23 protein-coding genes are annotated in these 23,670 nt (G+C 71.4%); 12 read left to right on the top strand and 11 right to left on the bottom strand.

Features of this window, described 5'->3' with window-relative positions:
- Nucleotides 1-31 precede the first annotated feature (31 nt).
- Nucleotides 32-307, bottom strand: a complete 276-nt coding sequence (locus tag ACF062_RS00145; protein WP_223773874.1) for a GlsB/YeaQ/YmgE family stress response membrane protein — start codon at nt 305-307, stop codon at nt 32-34.
- Between the two features lie 225 nt (nt 308-532).
- On the opposite strand from ACF062_RS00145, the gene ACF062_RS00150 reads away from it, so the two are divergent.
- Both ACF062_RS00150 and ACF062_RS00155 read left to right on the top strand, forming a co-directional pair.
- Nucleotides 533-919, top strand: coding sequence for a DUF3099 domain-containing protein (locus tag ACF062_RS00150; protein WP_392133652.1), 387 nt, complete (start codon nt 533-535; stop codon nt 917-919).
- Nucleotides 920-1,108: 189 nt separating this feature from the next.
- Nucleotides 1,109-1,330 carry a hypothetical protein gene (locus tag ACF062_RS00155; protein ID WP_392133655.1) on the top strand — a complete coding sequence of 74 codons (222 nt, stop codon included), beginning with the start codon at nt 1,109-1,111 and terminating at the stop codon, nt 1,328-1,330.
- Between the two features lie 575 nt (nt 1,331-1,905).
- Here the strand turns inward: ACF062_RS00155 and moaA are convergent.
- From moaA to ACF062_RS00170, 3 genes are all read right to left on the bottom strand, one after another.
- Nucleotides 1,906-2,940: a GTP 3',8-cyclase MoaA gene (moaA, locus tag ACF062_RS00160; RefSeq protein WP_392133658.1), complete on the bottom strand. Its 1,035-nt coding sequence runs from the start codon at nt 2,938-2,940 to the stop codon at nt 1,906-1,908.
- Nucleotides 2,941-3,112: 172 nt separating this feature from the next.
- Nucleotides 3,113-4,750 carry a cation acetate symporter gene (locus ACF062_RS00165; protein ID WP_392133661.1) on the bottom strand — a complete coding sequence of 546 codons (1,638 nt, stop codon included), beginning with the start codon at nt 4,748-4,750 and terminating at the stop codon, nt 3,113-3,115.
- Entirely contained in the window at nt 4,747-5,145 is a 399-nt protein-coding gene (locus ACF062_RS00170) for a DUF485 domain-containing protein (RefSeq protein ID WP_392133664.1), read from the bottom strand. Before ACF062_RS00170 ends, ACF062_RS00165 begins: the two co-directional genes overlap by 4 nt.
- A 361-nt stretch (nt 5,146-5,506) precedes the next feature.
- Between ACF062_RS00170 and ACF062_RS00175 the strand changes: the two genes are divergently transcribed.
- From ACF062_RS00175 to ACF062_RS00190, 4 genes are all read left to right on the top strand, one after another.
- Nucleotides 5,507-7,054, top strand: a complete 1,548-nt coding sequence (locus tag ACF062_RS00175) for a S8 family serine peptidase (RefSeq protein ID WP_392133666.1) — start codon at nt 5,507-5,509, stop codon at nt 7,052-7,054.
- Between the two features lie 8 nt (nt 7,055-7,062).
- The gene (locus ACF062_RS00180) at nt 7,063-8,646 is read left to right on the top strand and encodes a S8 family serine peptidase (RefSeq protein ID WP_392133669.1); all 1,584 of its coding nucleotides are present in this window, start codon (nt 7,063-7,065) and stop codon (nt 8,644-8,646) included.
- A gap of 108 nt (nt 8,647-8,754) precedes the next feature.
- Entirely contained in the window at nt 8,755-10,218 is a 1,464-nt protein-coding gene (locus ACF062_RS00185) for a CoA transferase (protein ID WP_392133671.1), read from the top strand.
- Between the two features lie 106 nt (nt 10,219-10,324).
- Nucleotides 10,325-11,344 carry a CopD family protein gene (locus tag ACF062_RS00190; RefSeq protein WP_392133674.1) on the top strand — a complete coding sequence of 340 codons (1,020 nt, stop codon included), beginning with the start codon at nt 10,325-10,327 and terminating at the stop codon, nt 11,342-11,344.
- Here ACF062_RS00190 and ACF062_RS00195 read toward each other — a convergent pair.
- The 7 genes from ACF062_RS00195 to ACF062_RS00225 form a co-directional block, all read right to left on the bottom strand.
- Nucleotides 11,251-12,018: a lysoplasmalogenase gene (locus ACF062_RS00195; protein ID WP_392133677.1), complete on the bottom strand. Its 768-nt coding sequence runs from the start codon at nt 12,016-12,018 to the stop codon at nt 11,251-11,253. The two genes, ACF062_RS00190 and ACF062_RS00195, sit on opposite strands and share 94 nt — an antisense overlap.
- Nucleotides 12,015-12,920, bottom strand: coding sequence for a sterol desaturase family protein (locus tag ACF062_RS00200; protein ID WP_392133680.1), 906 nt, complete (start codon nt 12,918-12,920; stop codon nt 12,015-12,017). The genes ACF062_RS00195 and ACF062_RS00200 overlap by 4 nt, the downstream gene beginning before the upstream one ends.
- A 125-nt stretch (nt 12,921-13,045) precedes the next feature.
- Nucleotides 13,046-13,756, bottom strand: a complete 711-nt coding sequence (locus ACF062_RS00205; RefSeq protein WP_392133682.1) for a VIT family protein — start codon at nt 13,754-13,756, stop codon at nt 13,046-13,048.
- A 24-nt stretch (nt 13,757-13,780) separates the two neighbouring features.
- Complete coding sequence (locus ACF062_RS00210) at nt 13,781-15,019, bottom strand: amidohydrolase family protein (protein WP_392133685.1); 1,239 nt, start codon at nt 15,017-15,019, stop codon at nt 13,781-13,783.
- The gene (locus ACF062_RS00215) at nt 15,016-16,308 is read right to left on the bottom strand and encodes an amidohydrolase family protein (protein WP_392133688.1); all 1,293 of its coding nucleotides are present in this window, start codon (nt 16,306-16,308) and stop codon (nt 15,016-15,018) included. The genes ACF062_RS00210 and ACF062_RS00215 overlap by 4 nt, the downstream gene beginning before the upstream one ends.
- A 14-nt stretch (nt 16,309-16,322) precedes the next feature.
- Complete coding sequence (locus ACF062_RS00220; RefSeq protein WP_392133691.1) at nt 16,323-17,207, bottom strand: SDR family NAD(P)-dependent oxidoreductase; 885 nt, start codon at nt 17,205-17,207, stop codon at nt 16,323-16,325.
- 1 nt (nt 17,208) lies between these two features.
- On the bottom strand, nt 17,209-18,006 hold the full coding sequence (locus ACF062_RS00225) for an acetoacetate decarboxylase family protein (protein WP_392133693.1): 798 nt from the start codon (nt 18,004-18,006) through the stop codon (nt 17,209-17,211).
- 128 nt (nt 18,007-18,134) lie between these two features.
- Here ACF062_RS00225 and ACF062_RS00230 point away from each other — a divergent pair, with 128 nt between their 5' ends.
- The 6 genes from ACF062_RS00230 to ACF062_RS00255 all read left to right on the top strand — a co-directional run bounded on the left by ACF062_RS00230 (nt 18,135) and on the right by ACF062_RS00255 (nt 23,664).
- Nucleotides 18,135-18,785, top strand: a complete 651-nt coding sequence (locus tag ACF062_RS00230) for a TetR/AcrR family transcriptional regulator (RefSeq protein ID WP_392133695.1) — start codon at nt 18,135-18,137, stop codon at nt 18,783-18,785.
- Between the two features lie 66 nt (nt 18,786-18,851).
- Entirely contained in the window at nt 18,852-19,847 is a 996-nt protein-coding gene (locus ACF062_RS00235) for a DEDDh family exonuclease (protein WP_392133697.1), read from the top strand.
- Between the two features lie 130 nt (nt 19,848-19,977).
- A complete protein-coding gene (locus tag ACF062_RS00240; protein WP_223773889.1) occupies nt 19,978-20,211 on the top strand; it encodes a hypothetical protein in 234 nt (77 codons plus the stop codon).
- 76 nt (nt 20,212-20,287) lie between these two features.
- Nucleotides 20,288-21,076 carry an SURF1 family protein gene (locus ACF062_RS00245; protein ID WP_392133699.1) on the top strand — a complete coding sequence of 263 codons (789 nt, stop codon included), beginning with the start codon at nt 20,288-20,290 and terminating at the stop codon, nt 21,074-21,076.
- A gap of 43 nt (nt 21,077-21,119) precedes the next feature.
- Nucleotides 21,120-22,904 carry a glycoside hydrolase family 15 protein gene (locus ACF062_RS00250; RefSeq protein ID WP_392133701.1) on the top strand — a complete coding sequence of 595 codons (1,785 nt, stop codon included), beginning with the start codon at nt 21,120-21,122 and terminating at the stop codon, nt 22,902-22,904.
- Between the two features lie 4 nt (nt 22,905-22,908).
- Nucleotides 22,909-23,664 (top strand): SDR family oxidoreductase, encoded by a 756-nt coding sequence (locus ACF062_RS00255; protein WP_392133702.1) that lies wholly within the window; start codon nt 22,909-22,911, stop codon nt 23,662-23,664.
- Nucleotides 23,665-23,670: the final 6 nt, after the last annotated feature.

The following is a 23,670-nucleotide window of genomic DNA, read 5'->3' on the forward strand; positions in this document are numbered from 1 at the left end:
GTGCGGCTGCCATGCCGTTTCCGTGCGGCTGCTACGCCGTGCGTCTGTTGCCCCGGACCATCTTGTAGAGCGCGTCGCCCAGGCCGACGATCACGACCGCCGCGGCCACTTGCAGTGCGTGGCGGCCCCAGTCGATGCCCTTGGTCTCGTTGATGCCGAACTGCGTCGCGAGCCAGTTGCCCAGGACGGCTCCGATGATGCCGAACACCGTGGTGAGCCAGATCGGACTGTGCTGCTTACCGGGCAGGATCGCCTTGGCAATCAGCCCCAGCACGAATCCCACGATGATCGCCCACAACCAGCCCATAGCTGCCTCCTTGTACGGCTCTACGTGAGCATTACCGCCAGTGTCGGCCCGTGCGCCGTACGGCGCATGTCGGGCGCCCCCATACGTGGCGGGGCGCAGGATTCCCGCCGAGGCGAGGCCTGCCCCGGTCTCGTGGGGTGCGCAGCTCAGGCGTAACGTGGAGTGAGCCGGGCCGGGGTAGATACCGGGGAGAGTCCGGCACAGCGGACAGGGTGGTGGAACGTGATGCGGAAGCAGAGCGGTAACCAGGTCTTCCGGATCACGGGAGCCCGGCAGGGGCTCGCGGAGGACGTACGTGGCCGGCAGCGCCGGTATGTGATCTCGATGTCGGTGCGGACCGTCTCCGTCGTGGCCGCGGCCGTGCTGTGGAACGTGGAGCGGCATGTCGCCATCGTCGCCCTGGTGCTCGGCGTCCTGCTCCCGTACATCTCCGTGGTGATCGCCAACGCGGGCCGCGAGAGCAACCCTTCGCTTCCTTCGACGTTCGTACCCGCTCCTTCTCGGCCAATGCTGGCGCCGCCCGCCACCGTGGGGCCCGCGGAATCCGTCCCGGAAGATCCCCTGGGTGCCGGGTACGACCAGCAGCGCGGCCCTTCACGCGGGCAGAACTGACCGTCGACGTTCCGCCAAGCTCAAGAAATGCTCAGATCAATCATGTAGTTCCGGTGCCGGTCACCGGGTCGCCCGTGACATACTTCGTACGCGCTCCGCATCCCCCGTCGGAGCGACAGACCGACGCCGGGCAGCTCCCCCCGTGGCTGCTCGGCGTCGCCTTGTTCCGGAACGTTTTTGGACGCGACTGTGAGTGACGAGACGCCGATCTGCTCCGCCAAGGGCTGCCGCGCGGCCGCGGTCTGGGTCCTCGCCTGGAACAACCCGAAGATCCACACGCCGGAGCGCCGCAAGACGTGGCTCGCGTGTGAGGAGCACCGCGAGCACCTCTCCCAATTCCTCGGCGTACGCGGCATGTTGAAGGAAGTCGTGACGCTGCCCGAGTGGGAGTCCCGCGCCGACGAGAGGTGAAGCCGGGAAGCGCTGAGCGGGCACCGGCAATTCTCCACCCTCCAGGGCTCCTTGGGCATGGCGCCTGACCTGCCAAGCTCAAGAAAAGCTCAGATCAATCATGTGGTTCCAGTGCCGGGTGCGGGGACCACCTGGGATACTTCCTTCGCGTTCCGCATCCCCCGTCGGAACGACGCACACCACCACAGTCTTTCCGCGTGTGGTTCCGTGCGGCCATTTCCCTGGTTTCCCTGGTGGAGGGGGGGTGGATAAATGAATGATCGTCGCTGGGAGCCACGTGAGCGCTGGACCGGTCCTGAGAAGTGGCAGGTCTGGATCGGACTGCTCGGCTTACTCGTAACGATCACCGGATGTGTGGGGCAGTTCGTCCGATAGGGCGCCCACCCATGAGACGGTCGCGATCGGTGCGCTGCGAAACGCAGCGAGCCCGGTCGAGTAGAAGGCGACCGGGCTCGTGAACTACTGCGCGAAGGGCCTCGCTCTGGCAGGAGCCGGGCCCTTCGTCATGCCCGGAGATACCGTCCACGACGGGGAAATACTACAGCGCAGGTCGCGTCGGCGTTAAGTTATTAGGGTCAGCCGCCGATCGCCGACATCGGGCGCTCCGGCTGGAGGAACAAGGGGTCGTCCAGGCCGGAGCCGGCCTTCTTGCCCCACATGGCGAGCTTCCAGATGCGGGCGATCTCCTCGTCCGAGCCGGTCAGCTCCTCCGCGTCGGCCGTGCCGTCCGCGCCTTCGGCCGGGGTCGCGCGCAGGGCCGCGCGCAGGTCGGTCTCCTCGGTGGCGAAGAGGCAGGTGCGCACCTGGCCGTCGGCCGTCAGCCTCGTACGGTCGCAGGCCGAGCAGAAGGGGCGGGTCACGGAGGCGATGACGCCGACGCGGTGGGGGCCGCCGTCGACGATCCAGCGCTCGGCGGGTGCCGAGCCGCGCTCTCCGGAGCCCTCTTCGGTGAGCTCGAAGCGGGTGCGCAGGGACTGGAGGATGTCACCCGCGGTGATCATGCCGTCGCGCTTCCAGCCGTGCTGGGCGTCGAGGGGCATCTGCTCGATGAAGCGCAGCTCGTAGTCGTTCTCGACGGCCCAGGCGAGGAGGTCCGGGGCCTCGTCGTCGTTCAGGCCCGGCATCAGGACGGTGTTGACCTTGACCGGGGTGAGGCCGGCGTCGCGGGCGGCTTCGAGGCCCTCGAGGACGTCCTTGTGGCGGTCGCGCCGGGTGAGCGTCTTGAAGACGTCGGGGCGCAGGGTGTCCAGCGAGACGTTGACCCGGTCCAGGCCGGCGGCCTTGAGCGCCTTCGCGGTGCGCTTGAGGCCGATGCCGTTCGTCGTCAGGGACATCTTCGGACGAGGCTCCAGCTGGGCGCAGCGCTCGACGATGCCGACGAGGCCGGGGCGCAGGAGGGGCTCGCCGCCGGTGAAGCGGACTTCGGTGATCCCGAGCCGGGTGACGGCGATCCGCACGAGGCGGACGATCTCGTCGTCAGTGAGCAGATCGGGCTTGGCCAGCCACTGCAAGCCCTCTTCCGGCATGCAGTACGTGCACCGCAGATTGCAGCGGTCGGTCAGTGATACGCGCAGGTCAGTGGCGACTCGGCCATAGGTGTCGATGAGCACTGCGGCCCCCTCCCCGGCGGTTGGTTGCTGGTGGGTCCCACTTGGTGCCCACTCGCTTACGACCTTACGCGACACCTCTGACAACGCCATGGGCCATTTGCCACGAGGAACGCGGCGGCCGCCTCGTAGGACTCTACGACGCGGCCGCTACGAACATGTGAACGTTTCCTGATCAGTGGGCTCCGACGCCGGTGAGGGACTTGACCTCCAGCTCGGCGTACTTGCCCTTGTCGGGCTTCTCCTTGGAGAGGACCGAGCCGAGCCAGCCGAGCAGGAAGCCCAGCGGGATGGAGATCAGGCCGGGGTTCTCCAGCGGGAAGAAGTCGAAGTTCGCGTCGGGGAACATCGAGGTGGGCTTGCCGGAGACGACCGGGGAGAAGAGCACGAGGCCGACGGCGGCGGCGAGGCCGCCGTAGATGGACCAGAGGGCGCCCTGGGTGGTGAACCTTTTCCAGAACAGGCTGTAGAGGATCGTCGGCAGGTTCGCGGAGGCCGCGACGGCGAAGGCGAGGGCGACCAGGCCCGCGACGTTGAGGTCGCGGGCGAGGGCGCCGAGCGCGATGGAGACGACGCCGATGAAGACGGTCGCCCAGCGGGCGGCCTTCATCTCCTCCTTCTCGGTGGCCTTGCCCTTGCGGATGACGTTGGCGTAGATGTCGTGCGCGAAGGACGACGACGAGGCCAGGGTGAGGCCCGCGACGACCGCGAGGATGGTGGCGAAGGCGACCGCGGAGATCACCGCGAGCAGGATCGCGCCGCCGGTGGAGTCGCCACCGCCGCCGATCTCCAGGGCGGCGAGGGGCGCCGCCGTGTTGCCCGCCTTGTTGGAGGCGATGATGTCGCCGGGCTTGAGGAGGGCCGCGGCGCCGAAGCCGAGCACGATGGTCATCAGGTAGAAGGCGCCGATGATGCCGATCGCCCAGTTCACGGACTTACGGGCGGCCTTGGCGGTGGGCACGGTGTAGAAGCGGATCAGGATGTGCGGCAGGCCGGCGGTGCCGAGGACGAGGGCGATGCCGAGCGAGATGAAGTCCAGCTTCGAGGTGGCGCTCACGCCGTACTTGAGGCCGGGCTCCAGGAACGCCGAGCCCTTGCCGCTGTTGGAGGCGGCCGAGCCCAGCAGATCGGAGACGTTGAAGTTGAACTTCAGCAGGATGAGGAAGGTGATGAGCACGGTGCCCGTGATGAGCAGGACGGCCTTGACCATCTGCACCCAGGTGGTGCCCTTCATGCCGCCGATGGTGACGTAGACGATCATCAGGACGCCGACGAGGGCGACGATGAGGATCTTGCCGGCGTCGGAGGTGATGCCGAGCAGCAGGGAGACCAGGACGCCCGCGCCCGCCATCTGCGCGAGCAGGTAGAAGATCGAGACGACGATGGTGGAGGTGCCGGCGGCCGTGCGGACGGGGCGCTGGCGCATGCGGTAGGCGAGGACGTCGCCCATGGTGTAGCGCCCTGAGTTGCGCAGCGGTTCGGCGACCAGGAGGAGCGCCACGAGCCAGGCGACGAGGAAGCCGATGGAGTACAGGAAGCCGTCGTAACCGAAGAGGGCGATGGCGCCCGCGATGCCGAGGAAGGACGCGGCGGACATGTAGTCGCCGGAGATCGCGAGGCCGTTCTGGAAGCCGGTGAACTGGCGGCCGCCCGCGTAGAAGTCGGCGGCGCTCTTGGTCTGGCGGCCGGCCCAGACGGTGATGAAGAGGGTGGCGACGACGAAGGCGGCGAAGAGGCTGATGATCAGCGGCCGGTGCTGGGAGGCGTCGGACGCCGCCGCGAGGTCGATGACGGCGGTCTGCGCGGGGCTCATGCGTCGCCCTCCTTGTTGCCGGAGTTGCCGGACTCCATACGGGACTTGATCGCCTCGGACTTCGGGTCGAGCTTCGCCGCGGCGTGCCGCGAGTAGAACCAGGCGATGAGGAACGTCGTCAGGAACTGGCCGAGGCCGAGTACCAGGGCGACGTTGATGTTGCCGAACAGCTTGGTGCCCATGAAGTCGCCCGCGTAGTTGGAGAGCAGGACGTACACGAGGTACCAGGTGATGAAGGCGACGGTGAGGGGGAAGGCGAACGAGCGGTGTGCGCGGCGCAGTTCGCCGAACTCCGCGCTCTCCTGCACCTCGGTGAACTCCTCCGTGGAGGGCGCGTGGGGAGCGGGTTCTTTTCCTGCGCCACCCTTCGAAGGGGGCGGTGCGTCGGTGGCCACGGAGTCTCCTCGTGGTGCGGGTGGGGTGGGGACGGACAGTTTTTCCATGTGCTGCCTGGTCTCACTTTCCGGCGTGACGCGGATCACGTGAGCCACGGTTGGCGATGCTAGGGCCATGGGGCGTGATCCGACAGGGGTTGATGTTGCTTCTGTTGTCTGCTCAACGTCACGGCGGCGCGTACGACGCGCCCCGACTCCCTGATCACTCCCTGATCTTTCCGGGATCTCTCCGGATTCTGTTACGGGCCATTGCTGGCCTGGGAGTTCGGGGGATAGCTTCGCCCCTGCACGACCCGTCATGTACCTGCCCGAGCACCAGCTGTGTTCGGGCAGTTCCGTATCCGGATGATGTGGAGATCCCATGGCTCATCTGCGTTCAAGACGCCGCACGGCGCTCACCCTGCCGCTCGGTGTCGCGCTCGCCGCCTCGGTGGGCTTCGTCCCCGGCGCCGCGTCGGCGGCCCCGAACGAGTCACCCGCCCCCGTGTCGGCCCGAGCCGCGAAGGACGCCCCCGTCTTCGCGTACGTCGTCAACACCCGTACCGACCACAAGACGGTCGCGTACGTGAAGCGGGCGATAGCCAAGGCCGGCGGCTCCGTCGTCGTCGCGCACGAGAAGATCGGCGTCATCGTCGCGCACTCCTCGGATCCGGGGTTCGGCGAGCGGATGCGTGGCGTCCGCGGTGTGCAGTCCGCCGGCGCGACCCACACCGCTCCGCTGCGGGCGGCCGGCACCACGGACGACGGCAAGGCCAAGCTGCTTTCGAAGGCCGACGCCACGTCCCTGAAGCGGAGCGCCGCGCCGGGCGCCGAGCCGATGGAGGCCGACCAGTGGGACCTGCGGGCGATCGGCGCCGACAAGGCGGCGAAGATCAACCCGGGCAGCAAGAAGGTCACCGTCGCGGTGATCGACACCGGTGTCGACGACACCCACCCGGACCTGGCCCCGAACTTCTCGGCGGCACAGTCGGCGAGTTGCGTCGGCGGCAAGGCGGACACCTCGGCCGGCGCCTGGCGTCCGGCGAACAAGGACCACTACCACGGCACGCATGTGGCGGGTGAGATAGGCGCCGCGCGCAACGGCGTCGGTGTCGCGGGTGTCGCGCCCGGCGTGAAGATATCGGGCATCAAGGTCGCCGACCCGGTCGACGAGCTGTTCTACCCGGAGAACGTGGTCTGCGCGTTCGTGTTCGCCGCCGAGCACGGCGTCGAGATCACCAACAACAGCTACTACGTGGACCCGTGGCTGTACAACTGCAAGGACGACCCGGACCAGAAGGCCATCCTGGACGCGGTGAACCGGGCCCAGCTGTACGCCCGGGGCAAGGGCATCCTGAATGTCGCCTCGGCGGGCAACTCCAACCACGACCTGGCCTCCGACGCGATCGTCGACAAGTCGAGCCCCGACGACTCCACGCCGGTCACCCGCACCATCGACCCGAGCGAGTGCCTGGACGTGCCGACCCAGCTGCCGGGCGTCGTCACGACGAGCGCGACGGGCGTCAAGAACCTCAAGTCGTCGTACTCCACCTACGGCAAGGGCGTCGTGGACGTCACGGCGCCGGGCGGCGACAAGTTCCAGCTGCCGGCCGACACCCCGTCGAAGAACGGCAACATCCTCTCCACCATGCCGAACGGCGAGTACGGCTGGCTGCGCGGTACGTCGATGGCCGCGCCGCACGCCGCGGGCGTCGCCGCGCTGCTGAAGTCCACGCATCCCAAGGCGGGCCCCGCCGAACTGCAGCGCCTCCTAAAGAAGCAGGCCGATCCCCTGGAGTGCCCGGCCGAGCCGTACGACCCGGACAGCGACGGTGACGTCGACGCGGTCTGCGAGAGCGGCGGCAAGGGCAAGAACGGCTTCTACGGCAGCGGTCTCGTCGACGCGCTCGACGCCGTGAAGAAGAAGTGACGGGGGGCATGGAGATGTCCAGGTCCCACGGCAGGACCACCACCGGCTTCCCGCGTTCCCGCCGTGCGCTGGCCCTTCCCCTCGGGGTCGCGGTGGCCTCGGCCGTCGCCTTCCTGCCGGGTTCGGCGTCGGCGCGGCCCGCCTCGATGCCGGACGCGCCCGCTTCGGCGTCCTCCGCGTCGACTGCGGGTTCGGATGCGGCGTCGATGAGCTACGTGGTCAACGTCCGCCCCGGCAAGGGCACTTCGACGCGCGTCCAGCGGGCCATCGCCAAGGCCGGCGGTGACGTCGTCATCGCGTACGACAAGATCGGCGTCATCGTCGTCCACTCGGCGAACCCGGACTTCGCGAAGACGATCCGCAAGGCGAAGGGCGTCGACTCGGCGGGTGCGACCCGGACGGCTCCGCTGTCCGCGCAGTCCGACAACGCCCTCGACTCCGAGCGGCCGTTGACCGCCGCCGAGGCGAAGGCCGCGGCGGGCGAGGCGGCCGCGGGCCAGGACGAGCTGGAGCCGCTCCAGTGGGACCTGCCCGCCATGAAGGCGGACAAGGCGCACGAGATCTCGCTCGGCAGCCGCGAGGTCACGGTCGCGGTGCTCGACTCCGGGGTGGACGACACGCACCCCGACATAGCGCCGAACTTCGACCGGCGGGCGTCCGCGAGCTGTCTGGGCGGCGTGCCCGTCCAGAAGGGCAACGCGTGGCGTCCGGTGGCCAAGGAGAGCGACCACGGCATGCATGTGGCGGGCTCGATAGCCGCCGCGAAGAACGGCACCGGCGTCACGGGTGTCGCGCCCGGCGTGAAGGTCGCGAGCCTGAAGGTGGCGGAGCCCGCGACCGGCATGTACTACACGGAAGCCGTCGTCTGCGGCTTCATGTGGGCGGCCGACCACGGCGTCGACGTGACCAACAACAGCTATTACACCGACCCGTGGCTCTTCAACTGCAAGACGGACGCCGACCAGAAGGCGCTGGTCGACGCGGTCGGCCGGGCCGCGCGGTACGCGGAGCGCAAGGGCGCGGTGAACGTCGCGGCCGCGGGCAACGCCAAGACCGACCTCGCCCAGGAAGAGATCCTCGACAAGACGAGCCCCGACGACACCACACCGGTGCCGCGCACGATCAAGACGAAGGACTGCCTCGACCTCCCGTCGCAGCTGCCCGGCGTCGTGACCGTCTCGGCGACCGGTGCGAAGGGACTCAAGGCGTCGTACTCGAACTACGGCCAGGGCGTCATCGACATCACGGCACCCGGCGGCGACAGGACCGAGTTCCAGGCGCCGCGGCCGCCGGCCGTCGACGGCAGGATCCTGTCCACGCTGCCGGGCGGCAAGTTCGGCTACAAGGGCGGTACGTCGATGGCGTCTCCGCACGTCGCGGGCGTCGTAGCGCTGCTGAAGTCCACGCACCCGCACGCCTCGGTGGCGCGGATCAAGTCGCTCCTGTACCGCCAGGCGGACGCGATGGTGTGCACCGATCCGTACGACTTCGACGGTGACGGCAAAGTGGACGCGGTCTGTGAGGGCGGCACGAACAAGAACGGCTTCTACGGCGCGGGCATGGCCGACGCGCTGGACGCCGTGCGGAAGTAAGCGCCTGGGTGACGCCGGGGGCCGGGCGGTGCGCGCCGGGGGCCGGGCGGTGCGCGCCGCCCGGCCCTCACCATCCGTGGGGCCTGTTTCGTACGCCATAGTGCGTGCATGACGCACACATCGTTGAACGGTACGCGCGCGGCCTGGGCGGCGCTCGGCGGCGACCCCGCCCTCGTCTCCCGGGTCTCGGTGGTCCCGCGCGCGGGCGCCCTGCCCGCGCGGCTCCCCGTCATGGGGCTCGCCCGCGCCTGCGTGGGGGTCTGCGCGCTGGCCGCCGCCGAGTCGACCGCGTACCGCACGGGGCGGGAGGTGCCACGGGTGCGGGTCGACGACGGGGCCGTCGCGACCGCGTTCACCAGTGAGCGGCAGCTGCTGGTGGACGGGCGCGCACCGGTCTCCTTCGCGCCGCTGTCCCGCTTCTGGCGTACCGCGGACGGCTGGGTGCGTACGCACGCCAACTACCCGCACCATCGGGCGGCGTTGACGGCCGCCCTCGGGCTCACACCGTCCGTTGACGTGGACACGGTCGGCGCGCTCCTCGCCGAGCGGTCGGCCGTGGATGTGGAGGACGCCGTGTACGCCGCCGGGGGCCTCGCCGTGGCGCTGCGGTCGCCACGGGAGTGGGCCGCGCATCCGCAGGGCGCGGCGGTGGCCGGGCGTCCGCTGCTGCTGCGCGAGCGGATCGATGAGGGCCCGGCGCGGCCCCTCCCGCCGCTCGACGGCAATCCCGCGCTGCCCGCTCAGGGGCTGCGGGTGCTCGATCTGACGCGGGTCATCGCGGGCCCCGTCGCCACCCGCACACTCGCGCTGCTCGGCGCGGACGTGCTGCGGGTCGATCCGCCGGGGCTGCCGGAACTGCCCGACCAGCACGCGGACACGGGCTTCGGAAAGCGCTCGGCCACGCTCGATCTGGGCGCCCGCGCGGACCGGCGGACCTTCGACGACCTGCTGGAACGCGCCGACGTGGTCGTCACCGGCTACCGGCCGGGCGCCCTCGACCACTTCGGCCTCTCCCCCGAGGCGCTGGCCGGGCGCAGGCCCGGCGCCGTCCTCGCCCAGCTGTCCGCGTGGGGGGCGGACGGGCCGTGGGCGGGGCGGCGCGGCTTCGACAGTCTGGTGCAGGTGGCGACCGGGATCGCCGCCGTCGAGGGGTCCGCCGAGCGGCCGGGGGCGCTGCCCGCCCAGGCGCTGGACCACGGCACGGGCCATCTCCTCGCGGCGGCCGTCCTGCGCTCGCTCACGGAGCGGTCCCTGACGGGCGGGACGTACCTGGCGCGGCTCGCGCTGGCGCACACGGCCGCGTGGCTGACGGGGCCGGCCGCCGAGGACCTGGCGGAGCCCGGCGAAGACTTGGCAGAGCCCGCCGAGGCGGACGGATGCGGTCCGGGCGGCGGCCCGAGCGACGGTCGTCCCGCGGCGAGGTACGACGGCCCCGGGCCCTGGCTCGCCGAGACGGACGGGCCGCTCGGGCGGCTCCGGCACGCCCTGCCGCCCTTCTCCTTCGCGGGCGGCCCGGCCAACTGGGCCCGGCCGCCCGGCCCTTGGGGAGGCGACCTGCCCCGCTGGCTCTGAGGGGCGGGCGGTACTCGGCCGAATGCGATGGTCCGGTCGGAACGGTATTGCCCCACTTGTCCCTCAGGACTTGCCCGCCTCGCGGACCCCTGGTGAAGATCTTGTGGTGAGCCCCATACGACCGTCCGCCGAGCCCGGGGGCGAGGCAGCGACCGACGTGGCTGCCCCTCCCCTGGGCCGCGCGGTGGCCGTGCTCGTCCTGCTGGCCGCGGCCTCGATGATCCCGCTGCTCGGGCCCCCGGCGGCGCTGCGCGGCACCGGCGAGGCCCTGGCGCCCGGTACCAGCGGCATCACGTTCCTGCGGACGGTCATGTTCGCGGCGCTGTGCGTGCAGGTGGGCGAGGTGTTCGCGACCCGGCTCGCGCGGCGTGTCCCGGGGGCGCCGCTGGACCGGTCGCCCCGCCGCTGGTCGGCGTACGCGGCGTGGGCGGGGTGCGGGGCGGCGCTGGTGCTCGCCACGATCGTGGCGAACGGCAACCTCGTCCCGCAGCAGCTGTCCGACCTGGACCTCGGGCGGCTGTCCGGCTCCCGTGACGGCAGGCTCGCCCTCCTGGAGGTCAACGCCTTCGTCGTGGCCGCGCTGTGCGCCCACTCACGGCGCCCTTCCTCGGCCGCGCTCCCCCTGGCGGCGGTGATCGTCGCGGAGGCGCTGCGGGCCCATCCCCCGGTGGAGGACAACCCCCTGGTCGGCAGCGGGCTGACGCTCGTGCATCTGACGTGCGCGGCGCTCTGGGCGGGCGGTCTGCTGTACGTCCTGCGGATACTGCGGCAGTGGCGGGCGACCGCTCCGGAGGCGGGCGTGGGCGTTCTCGGCCTCTACGCGCGCGTGGCCGCCGTGCTGTTCGCGGCGATCACCGTGACGGGGGTCTTCAGCACGCTGCGCCGGATGCCGCCGGGCACGGTCGCCGATCAGCTCACCGGGACGGCGTACGGCCGCACGCTGCTCGCCAAGGGGCTGCTGGTGGCCGTCGTCGCGGTGCTCGCGCTGCTGGCCCGCCGCCGGCTGCGCGGCGCGGGCGACCGGGTCGGCGCCTATGCTCCCGCGCGCCGGGAAGTGGTGGCGCTGGGGGTGGTCGTGGCGCTGTCGGCGCTGCTGACCGCGGTGCCGGTGCCGATCCGGTGGTGACTTCCGCTGCCCCGCGGCGCCGCTTCCCGCAGCACGGCTCGGGCCAGCAGGAACTGCGCCGCGAGATAGGTGAGCATGATCGCGAAGTCGGGCCTGGGCAGTTGCGGCCAGTCGGCGACGCCGGTGGCGATGAGCGTGTCCGACAGCAGGAACAGCGCCCCTCCCGCCGCGGCCGCCGCCCCCAGGGTGGTCGCACCGAACGCCATGGTGGTGAGCAGCAGACTGTAGCCCGCGACGGGGCCGCGCATGTCGGCGGGCAGGTCCGGCCAGAGCAGCGCCACGGTCCCGAGGAGCGCGAGGGCGTACGCGGCCCCGAGCGCCGCCCCACGCGCGCGGGGTGAGCCGCCGGGGCCCGCGTACCTCCCGGTGTCGCCGTACCGCTTGAAAAGCGCGAGGTAGCAGAGGTGCCCGGCCGCGAAGGAGCTCATCCCCGCGAGGAAGGCGGGTTCGGCGTCGAAGAGCAGCAGGGTGTCGCCGCCCCAGCCGAAGAGAAGGGCGGCGATCAGCAGCCGCGGGCCGCACCGGGTCCATACGTACGCCGCGAGGAGCGGCATGAGCAGCGGCTTGAGGACGGCGTGGCCGGGTTCCCAGGCGGCGAGGAGCGCGAGGAGGTCGCCGAGCGCGGCAAGGCCGAAGAGGCCGAGGAGCAGCCTCGGCGCGGGCGGGGCCGTCACGCCGCGCGCTCCGCGACGGTGGCCGGGGCGGTCTCCGCGCCCCGCACGGTGGGCGTGGGCGACTCGGTGGCCTTCGGCTGCCAGCCCGGGCCGCGGAAGACCCGCCCGGCCCGCTCGCGCCAACTGGTGGCCGCCTTCAGGTCCTTGGCGATGGCGATGTACTCGTGGGTGGCGACGCGCAGCGGGTTGTACGTGGTGATGTTCTTCGTCAGGCCGTAGACGGGCCGGTCGGTCTCGGCGACCCAGGAGCCGAACAGGCGGTCCCAGATGATGAGGATGCCGCCGAAGTTGCGATCCAGGTAGCCGCCCTGGGAGGCGTGGTGCACGCGGTGGTGCGAGGGCGTGTTGAAGACGTACTCGAAGGGGCGGGGGAGCTTTCCGATGCGTTCGGTGTGGATCCAGAACTGGTACACGAGGTTGGCCGACGAGCAGAAGGCGAGCGCCGCCGGGTGGACGCCGCAGGCGATGAGCGGCAGGTAGAACGGCCATACCGTGAGGCTCGTCCAGGGCTGGCGCAGCGCCGTCGTGAGGTTGAACTTGCGGCTGGAGTGGTGCACGACGTGGCAGGCCCACAGGATGCGGATGACGTGGTGGCCCCGGTGCGACCAGTAGTAGAAGAAGTCCTGCGCGAGGAGCATCAGCGGGATCGTCCACCACAGGACGGGCACGCGCAGCGGCGTCAGCGCGTAGACGCCCGAGTAGATCGCGACGATCGGGATCTTCCACAGGAAGTCGAAGGCGAGGCTGCCGAGGCCCATGGTGACGCTGGTGGCGGCGTCCTTGGTCTCGTACCCCGCGGCGTCCTCATCGGGATGGATCCGGTGGCTCACGATCTCGACGACGGTGAGCAGCACGAAGGCCGGGATGGACCACAGCACGACATCGGGCAGGTTCGGGGACATGCGTGCACCGTAGAACGGCTCTTCGTCCGCGACTAGGGGTTGTTACCGACAAGTATTACCGGCGGTACGGGAGCAGTTGTTGGTGATCTCCGCCAAAGCCGGGGCCGTGGGCCGCCGGGCCGGTCTCACACCCCGGCGGCGCCGAGCAGGGCCCCCGCCCCGTAGGTGACCGCCATCGCGAGCGCCCCGCCTCCCACGTTGCGCACCACGGCCGGGCGCGCCACCGCCGCGCCGAGGCGTGCGCTGCTCCAGCCCGTCAGCGCGAGGGCGGCGAGGACCGAGCCGACGGTGACGCCGAGGCGCCAGCCGGCCGGCGGCAGGACGATGGCGAGGAGCGGCAGCAGCGCGCCGACGGTGAACGCGACGAAGCTGGCCCAGGCGGCGTGCCAGGGGTTGGTGAGGTCGTCGGGGTCGATGCCGAGCTCCACGCGCGCGTGGGCACGCAGCGCGTCGCGTTCGGTGAGCTGCTCGGCGACCTCGCGGGCCACGTCACGGCTGAGCCCCCGCTCCTCCAGCAGGTCGGTGAGCTCGGCCAGTTCCGCCTCCGGCTGCTCGCGCAGCTCGCGCTTCTCCATGGCCAGGGCGGCCTTCTCCGAGTCGCGCTGCGTGGAGACGGAGACGTACTCGCCCGCGGCCATGGACATGGACCCGGCGAGCAGCCCCGCGAGGCCCGCCGTCAGCAGGGTGCCGCGGTCGTCGGTGGCGCCCGCGACGCCGACGACTAGGCCCGCGGTGGAGACGATGCCGTCGTTGGCCCCGAGGACGGCGGCCCGCAGCCAGTTGAGCCGGGTGCCGAGGGCGCCGCCGTGTGCTTCCTCGTGCGTTGCTTCAGTCACGCAGGGAGCATCGCACCACCCGCGTCACCAGACCCGTACCGACCCTCCCGGCGCGAAGACCGGGCTCGTCGCGTCGGCGGGGGCCTCCTTGAGGGGTTCGTCCAGTTCCTGGACCGTCGGTCCCACGCGCGCGGCGATGCGGCCGAGCCGCTCCAGGTCGAAGCCGTAGACGCGGGCGGCGTTGCCGCCGACCATGGCCGCGATCTCGTCCCTGGGCAGGCCCGCGTAGGCGACGCGCAGGCCTTCGCGCGAGTAGGGGTGGGTGCCTTCGTCGTGGGGGTAGTCGCTGCCCCACATGATCTTGTCGAGGCCGATGCGGTGGCGCAGGGCCGCCTCGTGCGGGCGCATGAAGCTGGCGCCGACGAAGCAGTTCTCGCGCCACACCTCGGAGGGGCCCTTGCCCATGGAATCGGCGAGGCCCGCGCCGAACTTGGACTCGGCCGTGTCGGCGGTGCCCGCCTTCGTCGCGGCGGCGACGAGGCGCGCGTGGTAGTAGTCCAGCATGTCCAGGACGCCGGGGATCCAGCCGGAGCCCTGCTCGGTGAGGACGAGCCGCAGGCCCGGGTGGCGGCGGAAGGCGCCGCCGAAGACGAGGTGCCACAGCGCCCGGTGCGAGAACCACGTCGTCTCCACCATGAACACCGCGCGCGCCGCGGGCTCCTCGCCGAGCGGCGGCGAGGCCGAGCCCGCGTGGTGGTTGACCGGCACGCCCAGCTCGGCGCAGGCCGCCCAGATGGGGTCGTACGCCGTTGAGTGCAGCTCCGGCAGGCCCGAGCCCGGCGGTGTGCCGGGCAGCAGCAGCCCGCCCGTGAGGCCCGCCGCCACCGCGCGGTGGATCTCCGCCACGGCCTCGTCGACGTCGTTCAGGAGGATCTGGAAGACGCCCGCCCTGCGGCCCTGCGCGGCGGCGCAGAAGTCGGCGAGCCAGCGGTTGTGGGCGCGCAGCCCCGCCCAGCGCAGCTCGAACTCCTCGCGGGTCGGGGCCGGCGCCATCAGCGAGGCCGAGGGGAAGAAGGGCGGGATGGTGTTCGGGAAGACCACCTCCGCGACGATGCCGTCCTCTTCGAGCTCGGCGATGCGGCGGTCCGAGTTCCAGTTGCGGTCGGCGGTGTCCGCGAGGAGGTCTTCGTAGGGATTGACGTACGTGGCCGCCCAGGCGTCGAACGCGTCGTGGTGGCGGGACTCCAAGTAGGGCCGGTAGTCGAGGAGATCGGCGCCGGCGTGGCAGTCGGCGGAGATGACGGTGTAGCGGTCCTCCGTCACGGGGTCACCCCCAGCGCCGGGAAGTCGTGGTCGGTCAGCCAGTGGCGGCCGACCTCGCGTGAGCGCGCCCAGGAGGCCTCCACGGCCGCCTGACCCGCGCCCTCGACGGACTGGCCGAGGTCGGCGGGCGTCGGGCCGATGCGGCGGGCCAGCGGCGCCAGCTTCACCGTGTCGAAGCCGAAGACCTCGGCGGCGGCCAGGCCCAGCATGCGGCGGGTCTCCACCACGGGTATGTCGTGGAAGGTTTTCCGCAGCCACACGCGCGTGTCGGGCCAGGTGCCCTCGGGGTGCGGGAAGTCGCTGCCCCAGAGGATGTTGTCCACGCCGATCTCGTAGCGCTGGGCGAGTTCGCGGCGCTTGGTGTTGGTGGCGCAGACGAAGATCTGCCGGTCCAGGTACTCGTGGGGCGGGCGCTTCAGCTCGGCGAACGGGGAGAGCTTCTTGCCGCCGTGCGCGCCGAGGTAGAGGCGGTCCATGAACCACAGGAGGTTCGGCAGCCACCAGCAGCCCGACTCCGCGACGCCGAACTTCAGCCCGGGGTGGCGCTCGAAGACGCCGGACCAGAGCAGGAACCACAGGGGGCGCGCGGGCCACCACGTCACCTCGGAGACGTAGATCCCCAGGTGGTCGCCGTACTCATGGCGGGGCGCGGCCCCGGAGTGTGTGACGACGGGCATCGCGCACTCGGCCGCCGCCGCCCACACCGGGTCGTAACGGCGGTCGTGGTAGGGCGCCTTGTCGACCCACATGGAGGGGATCATCAGCGCGCCGAGCCCTGACTCCTTGGCGCGGTGGATCTCGGCGACGACCCGGTCGACCTCGCCGGTGATCGGCAACAGGGCGACGCCGCAGTGCCGTTCGGGGTGCTCCGAGACGAAGTCGGCGAGCCAGCGGTTGTGCGCCTGCGCGCCCGCCATGCCGAGGTCGGGGTCCTGGTCCCCGGAGAGGCCGAGACCCACGCCGAAGGGGGCGGCCGTCCGGCTGTCCACGGCGTCCGCGTCGGGGAAGACGACCTCGGCGGCCACCCCGTCGCCGTCCAGCTCCTTGAGGCGCTGCGCGGTGTCCCAGCCGCCCCGCAGGCCCTCCTCGTTGTCCTGGAACCACTTGGCGGCGAACGCGTCGTTGCGGATGCCGAGCCGGGTCGCCTCCTCGCGGCGGGCGTCCCGCTCGCCGAGGAAGTCGTCGAAGGCACGGTGGAAACGGCTGTCCAGGTAGGGGCGGTACTCCTCGGTGGGGAGACCTGCGTGACAGTCGGAGGAGATGATCAGGTACGGGTCCTGAGCGCTCATCGACGGCGCTCCCTTCAGTCCAGGATGAAGTGTTCGAGGTACGCCGGGTCGGAGCGGTCCAGCATCGACCGCGACCGCGCCCTGATCTGCCGGTCGCTGTGCTCGCTCTCCGGGAGCAGCCAGAAACGGTCGGCCGCGATGCCCTCGGCCACGAAGTCCGCGACCTGTTCGACGGGCGTGAACCGCACCTCCTGACCGGCCTCCTTCATCGCGGCCTCCCACTGGTCGAGGCTGCGGTAAGGAGTTCTGCGGGGGCGGGACTTGGCGTACCGTCCGGGCCGGTTGCGGTGCGACTCCCACAGGCCGGTGCGCAGCATGTGAGGGCCGGGGAAGAGCACCGATGCGCCCACGCGCGCGTGCTCCGCCTTCAGGTGCGCGTACAGGGACTCGGTCATCGTCACCACGGCCGCCTTGGTGACCGCGTACACGGAGGCGGTGGGCAGCGGCGCGATGCCGCCGTCGCCGGAGGAGGTGTTGACGACGTGCCCCGGCTCACCGCCCGCGAGCATCCGGGGCACGAAGGCCTGGATGCCGTGGAAGACGCCCCAGACGTTGACCTCGAAGGCCCACTTCCAGTCGTTTGGGTCGTGCTCCCACATGCGGCCCTCGGCGCCCGATCCGACTCCCGCGTTGTTGCACAGCACATGGACAGCGCCGAACCTGTCGTACGTGTCGTCGGCGAGGGCGAGCACCTGCTCGCGTGCGCCGACGTCGACCACGCGCGCGTGCACGGTCGCCCCGTCCGCGCGCAGACCCGCGGCGGCCTTATCCAGGGCGCCTTCCTCGACGTCCGCGAGGACCACCCGCAGGCCGTCCGCCGCGAACCGCCGCGCCATGGCGAGCCCGATGCCGCTCGCCGCGCCGGTGACGACGGCGACCTGCCCTTCGCGCAGCTCCATCTCAGACGCTCCCCTCGGGCGGGCCGTCGAGGATCTGTGCCGGGTCGTCGTAGCGCTGGTGGATGTAGGGCAGCAGGGCTTGCGCGCTGACGCGCTCCACGACGCGGCCCCGCTGGTCGGTGGTCTTCTCACCGATGGTGATCTCCACGACCGCGCGCACCGGCAGGTCGGCCACCGGGTCGTACATCGACTCCCGCAGGACGACGTCGCCGGTGACGCTCTCCAGCTTGCGGACCTTCTCGTTGCGTACGCAGTGCACGAGCACCGGGTCCGCGTCGAAGCCCGAACCGTCCACCGCGGGCAGGAACTTGAAGTAGAAGTCCGTCTTGCGGGTCGGCTCGGGGAGGGGGAGCGCGCCGTTGACCGCGCCGCGCACCTCCACGAACGCGATGCCGTGCCGGGCCAGCGAGGCGCGCACGACCAGGCCGTCGCGCTCCACCTCGACCTCGCCGAGCTTCTTCGGCTCCCCGAAGACCTCGCGACCGCCGATCAGGGCCCGCTCATGGGTCATCGGCATCACCAGCGGATACCAGCCGGACACTCCCCCGTGCTCGGCGGCGACGGCCACGGAGCCCGCGCCGAGCGGATAGCCCGGCAGGTCCACCCTGCTGATGTTCGCCCGCACCAGGGGGCGCCCGGTGGGCTTCAGGGGCGGCGGCAGGACCGCCGCGACCGCGTCGGGATCGCTCTCCCAGAGAGCGACGACGCCCGTGGACCAGATGTCGGGGAGCCGGGAACTCGCGGTGCGCGCGGTGGCGATCTCCGCCTCGGTGCGCGCCCCATACCGTACGCGTGCCATGTCGTACCACCCTTCGTCAGCGCGGACTCACGGGTCCGCGGCCGGGACTTGCGGGGGCCGGACTTGCGGGGGCCGGACTTGCGGGGCCCGACTTGCGGGGGTTCTGTAACACAGTTACAACAGGAGCCGTGAAGGGTAAAGACGCGAAGGGCGAAAAGGCGCGTACGCACCTCAGCCGGGAGGACGTGCTCGACGCCGCCGCGCGCCTCGTCAAGCGGAACGGCCCGCGGTCCCTGACGATGCGCGGGCTCGCCGCCGAGCTCGACACCGCCGTCACCTCGATCTACTGGCACGTCGGCAACCGCGAGTCGCTCCTGGACGCCCTCGTCGAGCGCACCCTCGCCGATCTCGGCGAGATCCGTCCCGTCGGGCGCACCCCCGCCCGGCGCGTCGTCTCCGTGGCCCGTACCCTGCGCCGCCGGCTGCTCGACCGCCCGCACCTCGTCGCGATGGTCCACGAACGCGGCCTCACGGAACGGATGTTCCTGCCCGCCCAGCGCTCCCTGGTCCACGAGGTGCACGAGGCGGGGCTGCGCGGCGCCCGCGCGGCCGACGCCGTGCGCGCCGTCCAGGTCCTCGTCGTCGGCCACGTCCTGGTCGAACGCAACCGGGAACGCGCGCCCGCGCAACACCCCGGCGAGGACGGGCTGTGGACGGCGACGACGGCTGAGCGGGACGCCGCGCTCGCCCGCGCTCTGGCCGGACCCCTCGATCCGGAGGCGCTGTTCACCACCTCCGTCACGGCTCTGGTGACGGGCCTTCTCGGGCCGGGGAACTGACCGGGGAACGACCGGGAACCTGACCGGGGACCTGACTGTCGGTCGCGGCCCGTATCCTCATTGACCATGCTCGAAGACCGCACGACCGCAGCGTCCGCCGCCCCCTGGCCGGCCGCGTATCCAACGGGGTACGCGGTCGTCGACGTGGAGACCACCGGCCTGGCCCGCGACGACCGCATAGTGTCGGCGGCCGTCTACCGGGTGGGCGCCCAGGGCGAGATCGAGGACCACTGGTACACGCTGGTCAACCCCCAGCGCGACCCGGGCCCCGTGTGGATCCACGGCCTCACCAGCGAGACGCTCGCGGGCGCGCCCCTGTTCAAGGACATCGCCGAGGAGTTCGCGAGCCGCCTCGAAGGACGTGTCCTCGTCGCGCACAACGCCGTCTTCGACTGGTCGATGATCGCCAGGGAGTACGCACGCGCGGAACGCACCGCCCCCGTGCGCCAACGGCTGTGCACCATCGCGCTCTCCAAGGAGCTCGCGCTGCCGCTGCCCAACCACAAGCTGGAGTCGCTGGCAGCGCACTTCGGCGTCGAGCAGCGCCACGCGCACAACGCCCTGGACGACGCGCGCGTGCTCGCCGAGGCGTTCCGCCCGAGCCTGCTCGCGGCGGCCGGCGGCAATGTGCGCCTGCCGCTCCTGGAGTGCCGCCCGCTCACCGAGTGGTCGGACGGCGCGCCCCGCATCGGCCGCCAGTCGACGGGGCCCGCACCCTCCTCGCCGTACCGCCCGGGGAGTTGGCGCCAGTCGCGCAAGCGGCAGCCGTGCCCGTATCCGAACCCCGGGCGTTACGAACCGGGCAAACCGCTCAAGCAGGGCATGCGGGTCGCGTTCTCCGGAGACACCTCCGTGGAGCGCGAGCTGCTCGAGGACCGGGCGGTCGAGGCGGGTCTGCACATCGCGACCAGTGTGTCCCGGCTCACCAGCCTGCTCGTCACCAACGACCCGGACTCGGGCACCTCCAAGACCGTCAAGGCGCGCTCGTTCGGCACGCCGGTCATCGACGAGGCCGCCTTCGGGCAGCTCCTCCAGGACGTGACACCCGCGACACCGGAGTGAGACCGGGCGGTGAGCGTCACGGGGAGAGCAGGGCAGTGGGACCGGGCGGTGACCGTCAGACGGGTGATTGCCGGCGACTCGCCCGCCGGCCACCCGCCCCGTGCCGCCGAGGCGTCCCACCCTGTGGCGCATGGCACGTTGCGAGGTCTGCGGAAACGACTACGGCATGTCCTTCGAGATCCATGCCCAAGGAGCGGTGCACGTCTTCGACTGCTTCTCCTGCGCCATCCACCGTATGGCGCCCATCTGCGAGCACTGCCGGTGCCGCATCATCGGCCAGGGCGTCGAGGCGGACGGCCACTGGTACTGCGGCGCCCACTGCTCACGCGCCGAGGGGCGGGTGGGCATCATCGACAAAGTATGAACGCCCGATATGCCCGGCCCTTGAATTGCCCTACCCCACGCACAGGCGCCCCACGACCGAGTTGTACCGTCGTGGGGTGTACCGCTTCCTGTTGACCCGGCAGTGGGTGATCCTCACCCTGATCGCCCTCGTTCTCATCCCCGTGATGGTCGAGCTGGGTTTCTGGCAGCTGCACCGGCACGAGCACCGCGTCGCGCAGAACGAACGGATCTCCAAGGCGCTGGCCGCCGATCCGGTCCCGGCCGAGGAGCTCACCTCCCCCGGCCACGAGGTGCCGAGGACGGACCTGTACCGCCATGTGAGCGCCAAGGGGACGTTCGACGCGGAGCACGAGGTCGTCGTGCGGCGCCGCACCAACGACGACGACAAGGTCGGCTTCCACGTCCTGACGCCGTTCGTCCTGGACGACGGCAAGGTCCTGCTCGTCAACCGCGGCTGGATCCCGGCGGACGGCCCGCAGACCGCCTTCCCCGAGATCCCCGCCCCGCCGAAGGGCGAAGTGATCGTCACCGGCCGCCTGATGGCCGACGAGACGTCCGCGGCCAGCGGCATCAAGGACGTCCGGGGCCTGCCGGACCGTCAGATCATGCTGATCAGCAGCGGCCAGCAGGCCGACAGCCTCGGCAAGCAGGTCCTCGGCGGCTACATCGAGCAGACCTCGCCGGAGCCCCGCGACGGCTCCCCCGAACTGATCGGCGAACCGGACCACAGCGGCATCGGCGCGCACATGGCGTACGCGGTCCAGTGGTGGCTGTTCGCCGCGGGCGTCCCCATCGGCTGGGTGGTGCTGGTCCGCAGGGAGCGCCGTGACCGGGCGGCCGCCGCGGAGGCCCCCGCGCAGGAGACGGCGCCGGCAACCGTCTGAGCTCCGCCGGTTGACCGGGCCCTTTCCCGGGAACCCGTTCCCCGTGTCCCGACCCATCGAAGACTTCGCACTCATCGGCGACCACCAGACCTCCGCCCTCATCGGCAGGGACGGCTCGCTGGACTGGCTCTGCCTGCCCCGCTTCGACTCCGCCGCCTGTTTCGCCGCGCTGCTCGGCGACGAGGAGAACGGCCACTGGCGCGTCGCCCCGAAGGACTCGGGCCCCTGCACCCGCCGCGCCTACCGCGACGACACCCTCGTCCTGGACTCCGAGTGGGACACGGCGGAGGGTTCCGTGCGCGTCACGGACTTCATGCCGCAGCGCGACCGCGCCCCCGACGTCGTACGCATCGTCGAGGGCCTCAAGGGCAGCGTCACCGTCCAGAGCACCCTGCGGCTGCGCTTCGACTACGGCTCGGTCGTGCCGTGGATGCGCAAGGTGGACGGCCACCGCGTCGCGGTCGCGGGGCCCGACTCCGTGTGGCTGCGCAGCGAACCGCCCGTGCGCACCTGGGGCCGCGACTTCGGCACCTACTCCGAGTTCACCGTCCAGGAGGGGCAGAAAGTCGCGTTCGTCCTCACCTGGCACCCCTCGCACGAGCCGCGCCCGCCCCTCGTCGACCCGTACGAGGCGCTGCGCCACTGCCTGGAGGACTGGCGCGCCTGGGCCGCCCGCTGCCAGTACGACGGTCCGTACCGAGACGCGGTGATGCGCTCCCTCATCACGCTCAAGGCGCTCACCTACGCCCCGACCGGCGGCATCGTGGCCGCCCCCACCACCTCCCTGCCCGAGGAGATCGGCGGCGTACGCAACTGGGACTACCGCTTCTGCTGGCTGCGCGACTCCACGCTCACGCTGGGCGCGCTGCTCATGGCCGGCTATCTGGAGGAGGCCGAGGCCTGGCGCGACTGGCTGCTGCGGGCGGTCGCGGGCAGCGCCGCCGACCTCCAGATCGTGTACGGCCTCGCCGGTGAGCGGCGCCTTCCGGAGTACGAGATCCCGTGGCTGTCCGGCTACGAGGGCTCGACGCCCGTGCGCATCGGAAACGAAGCCGTGGAGCAGCTCCAGCTGGACGTGTACGGCGAGGTCATCGACTCCCTCGCGCTCGCGCACCGCTCCGGCCTCACCCGCCGTCCGGTGGCCTGGAACCTTCAGCTGGGCCTCCTGGAATTCCTGCGGGAGAAGTGGCGCGAGCCCGACCAGGGGCTGTGGGAGGTGCGGGGTCCGCGCCGCCACTTCGTGTACTCGAAGGTGATGGTGTGGGTCGCCGCGGACCGTGCGGTGCGCGCCCTGGAGGAGAACCCCGAGCTGCGCGGTGACCCGGACCGCTGGCGGGAGCTGCGGGACGAGGTCCACCGCGAGGTGTGCGAGAAGGGCTACGACCCGGAGCGCAACACCTTCACGCAGTCCTACGGCTCCTGTGAACTGGACGCCTCTTTGCTGCTCATCCCGCACACCGGTTTCCTGCCGCCCGACGACCCGCGCGTCATCGGCACGATCGACGCGGTCCGCGCGGACCTCACCCACCACGGTCTGCTGCGCCGCTACACCTCCGACCAGAAGGAGATCGACGGTCTGCCCGGTGAGGAGGGCACCTTCCTCGTCTGCTCGTTCTGGCTGGTGGACGCGTTGCACATGACGGGGCGCGTGAAGGAGGCGCACGAACTGTTCGAGCACCTGGTGTCGCTCCGCAACGACGTGGGGCTGCTCGCGGAGGAGTACGACCCGGTGTCCGGCCGTCAGCTCGGCAATTTCCCGCAGGCATTCAGCCATATCGGACTGGTGAACACCGCCCTCGCGCTCTTCGCCGAGGAAGCGGGAGGATAGGGCCATGGATCTTGGACTGAAGGACCGTGTCTACGTAGTCACCGGCGCCACCCGCGGCCTCGGCAACGCCACCGCCCGCCAGCTGGTCGCGGACGGCGCGAAGGTCGTCGTCACCGGGCGCGACGAGAAGACCGTCGCCGAGGCCGCCGCCGAGCTCGGCCCGAACGCGGTCGGTGTCGCCGCCGACAACGCCGACCCGGCGGTCGCCGGCCGGCTGATCGCGGCGGCGCGCGAGCGTTTCGGCGGCTTCGACGGCGTACTGATCAGCGTCGGCGGGCCCCCGCCCGGCTTCGTCGCGGACAACACCGACGAGCAGTGGCAGGCGGCCTTCGAGGCGGTCTTCCTGGGCGCGGTACGGCTTGCCAGGACCGCCGCCGCCGAGCTGGGCGAAGGCGGCGTCATCGGGTTCGTGCTGTCCGGTTCGGTGTACGAGCCGATCGCGGGCCTGACGATCTCCAACGGGCTGCGGCCGGGGCTCGCCGGCTTCGCCAAGTCCCTGGCGGACGACCTGGGCCCGCGCGGCATCCGCGTCGTCGGCCTACTGCCCGGCCGCATCGGCACCGACCGCATGCGCCAGCTCGACGGCCTCTCCCCGGACCCGGAGGCGACCCGCGCGGCCAACGAGGCGGGCATCCCACTGCGCCGCTACGGCACACCGGAGGAGTTCGGCCGAGCAGCGGCGTTCCTGCTCTCGCCCGCGGCCTCGTACCTGACGGGAATCATGCTGCCGGTGGACGGAGGGGCACGCAGCGGCTTCTGACCGCGC

It is taken from the genome of Streptomyces sp. NPDC015345, assembly GCF_043078805.1.
Lineage (GTDB): Bacteria > Actinomycetota > Actinomycetes > Streptomycetales > Streptomycetaceae > Streptomyces.

Bases quoted from the DNA above. Each gene is read 5' to 3' on its own strand.
- ACF062_RS00175 (WP_392133666.1), top strand. From the start codon at position 5,507: ATGGCTCATCTGCGTTCAAGACGCCGCACGGCGCTCACCCTGCCGCTC.
- ACF062_RS00215 (WP_392133688.1), bottom strand. From the start codon at position 16,308: ATGAGCGCTCAGGACCCGTACCTGATCATCTCCTCCGACTGTCACGCA.
- ACF062_RS00240 (WP_223773889.1), top strand. From the start codon at position 19,978: ATGGCACGTTGCGAGGTCTGCGGAAACGACTACGGCATGTCCTTCGAG.
- ACF062_RS00235 (WP_392133697.1), top strand. From the start codon at position 18,852: ATGCTCGAAGACCGCACGACCGCAGCGTCCGCCGCCCCCTGGCCGGCC.
- ACF062_RS00255 (WP_392133702.1), top strand. From the start codon at position 22,909: ATGGATCTTGGACTGAAGGACCGTGTCTACGTAGTCACCGGCGCCACC.
- ACF062_RS00220 (WP_392133691.1), bottom strand. From the start codon at position 17,207: ATGGAGCTGCGCGAAGGGCAGGTCGCCGTCGTCACCGGCGCGGCGAGC.
- ACF062_RS00165 (WP_392133661.1), bottom strand. From the start codon at position 4,750: ATGAGCCCCGCGCAGACCGCCGTCATCGACCTCGCGGCGGCGTCCGAC.
- ACF062_RS00185 (WP_392133671.1), top strand. From the start codon at position 8,755: ATGACGCACACATCGTTGAACGGTACGCGCGCGGCCTGGGCGGCGCTC.
- ACF062_RS00200 (WP_392133680.1), bottom strand. From the start codon at position 12,920: ATGTCCCCGAACCTGCCCGATGTCGTGCTGTGGTCCATCCCGGCCTTC.
- ACF062_RS00145 (WP_223773874.1), bottom strand. From the start codon at position 307: ATGGGCTGGTTGTGGGCGATCATCGTGGGATTCGTGCTGGGGCTGATT.
- ACF062_RS00180 (WP_392133669.1), top strand. From the start codon at position 7,063: ATGGAGATGTCCAGGTCCCACGGCAGGACCACCACCGGCTTCCCGCGT.
- ACF062_RS00150 (WP_392133652.1), top strand. From the start codon at position 533: ATGCGGAAGCAGAGCGGTAACCAGGTCTTCCGGATCACGGGAGCCCGG.
- ACF062_RS00225 (WP_392133693.1), bottom strand. From the start codon at position 18,006: ATGGCACGCGTACGGTATGGGGCGCGCACCGAGGCGGAGATCGCCACC.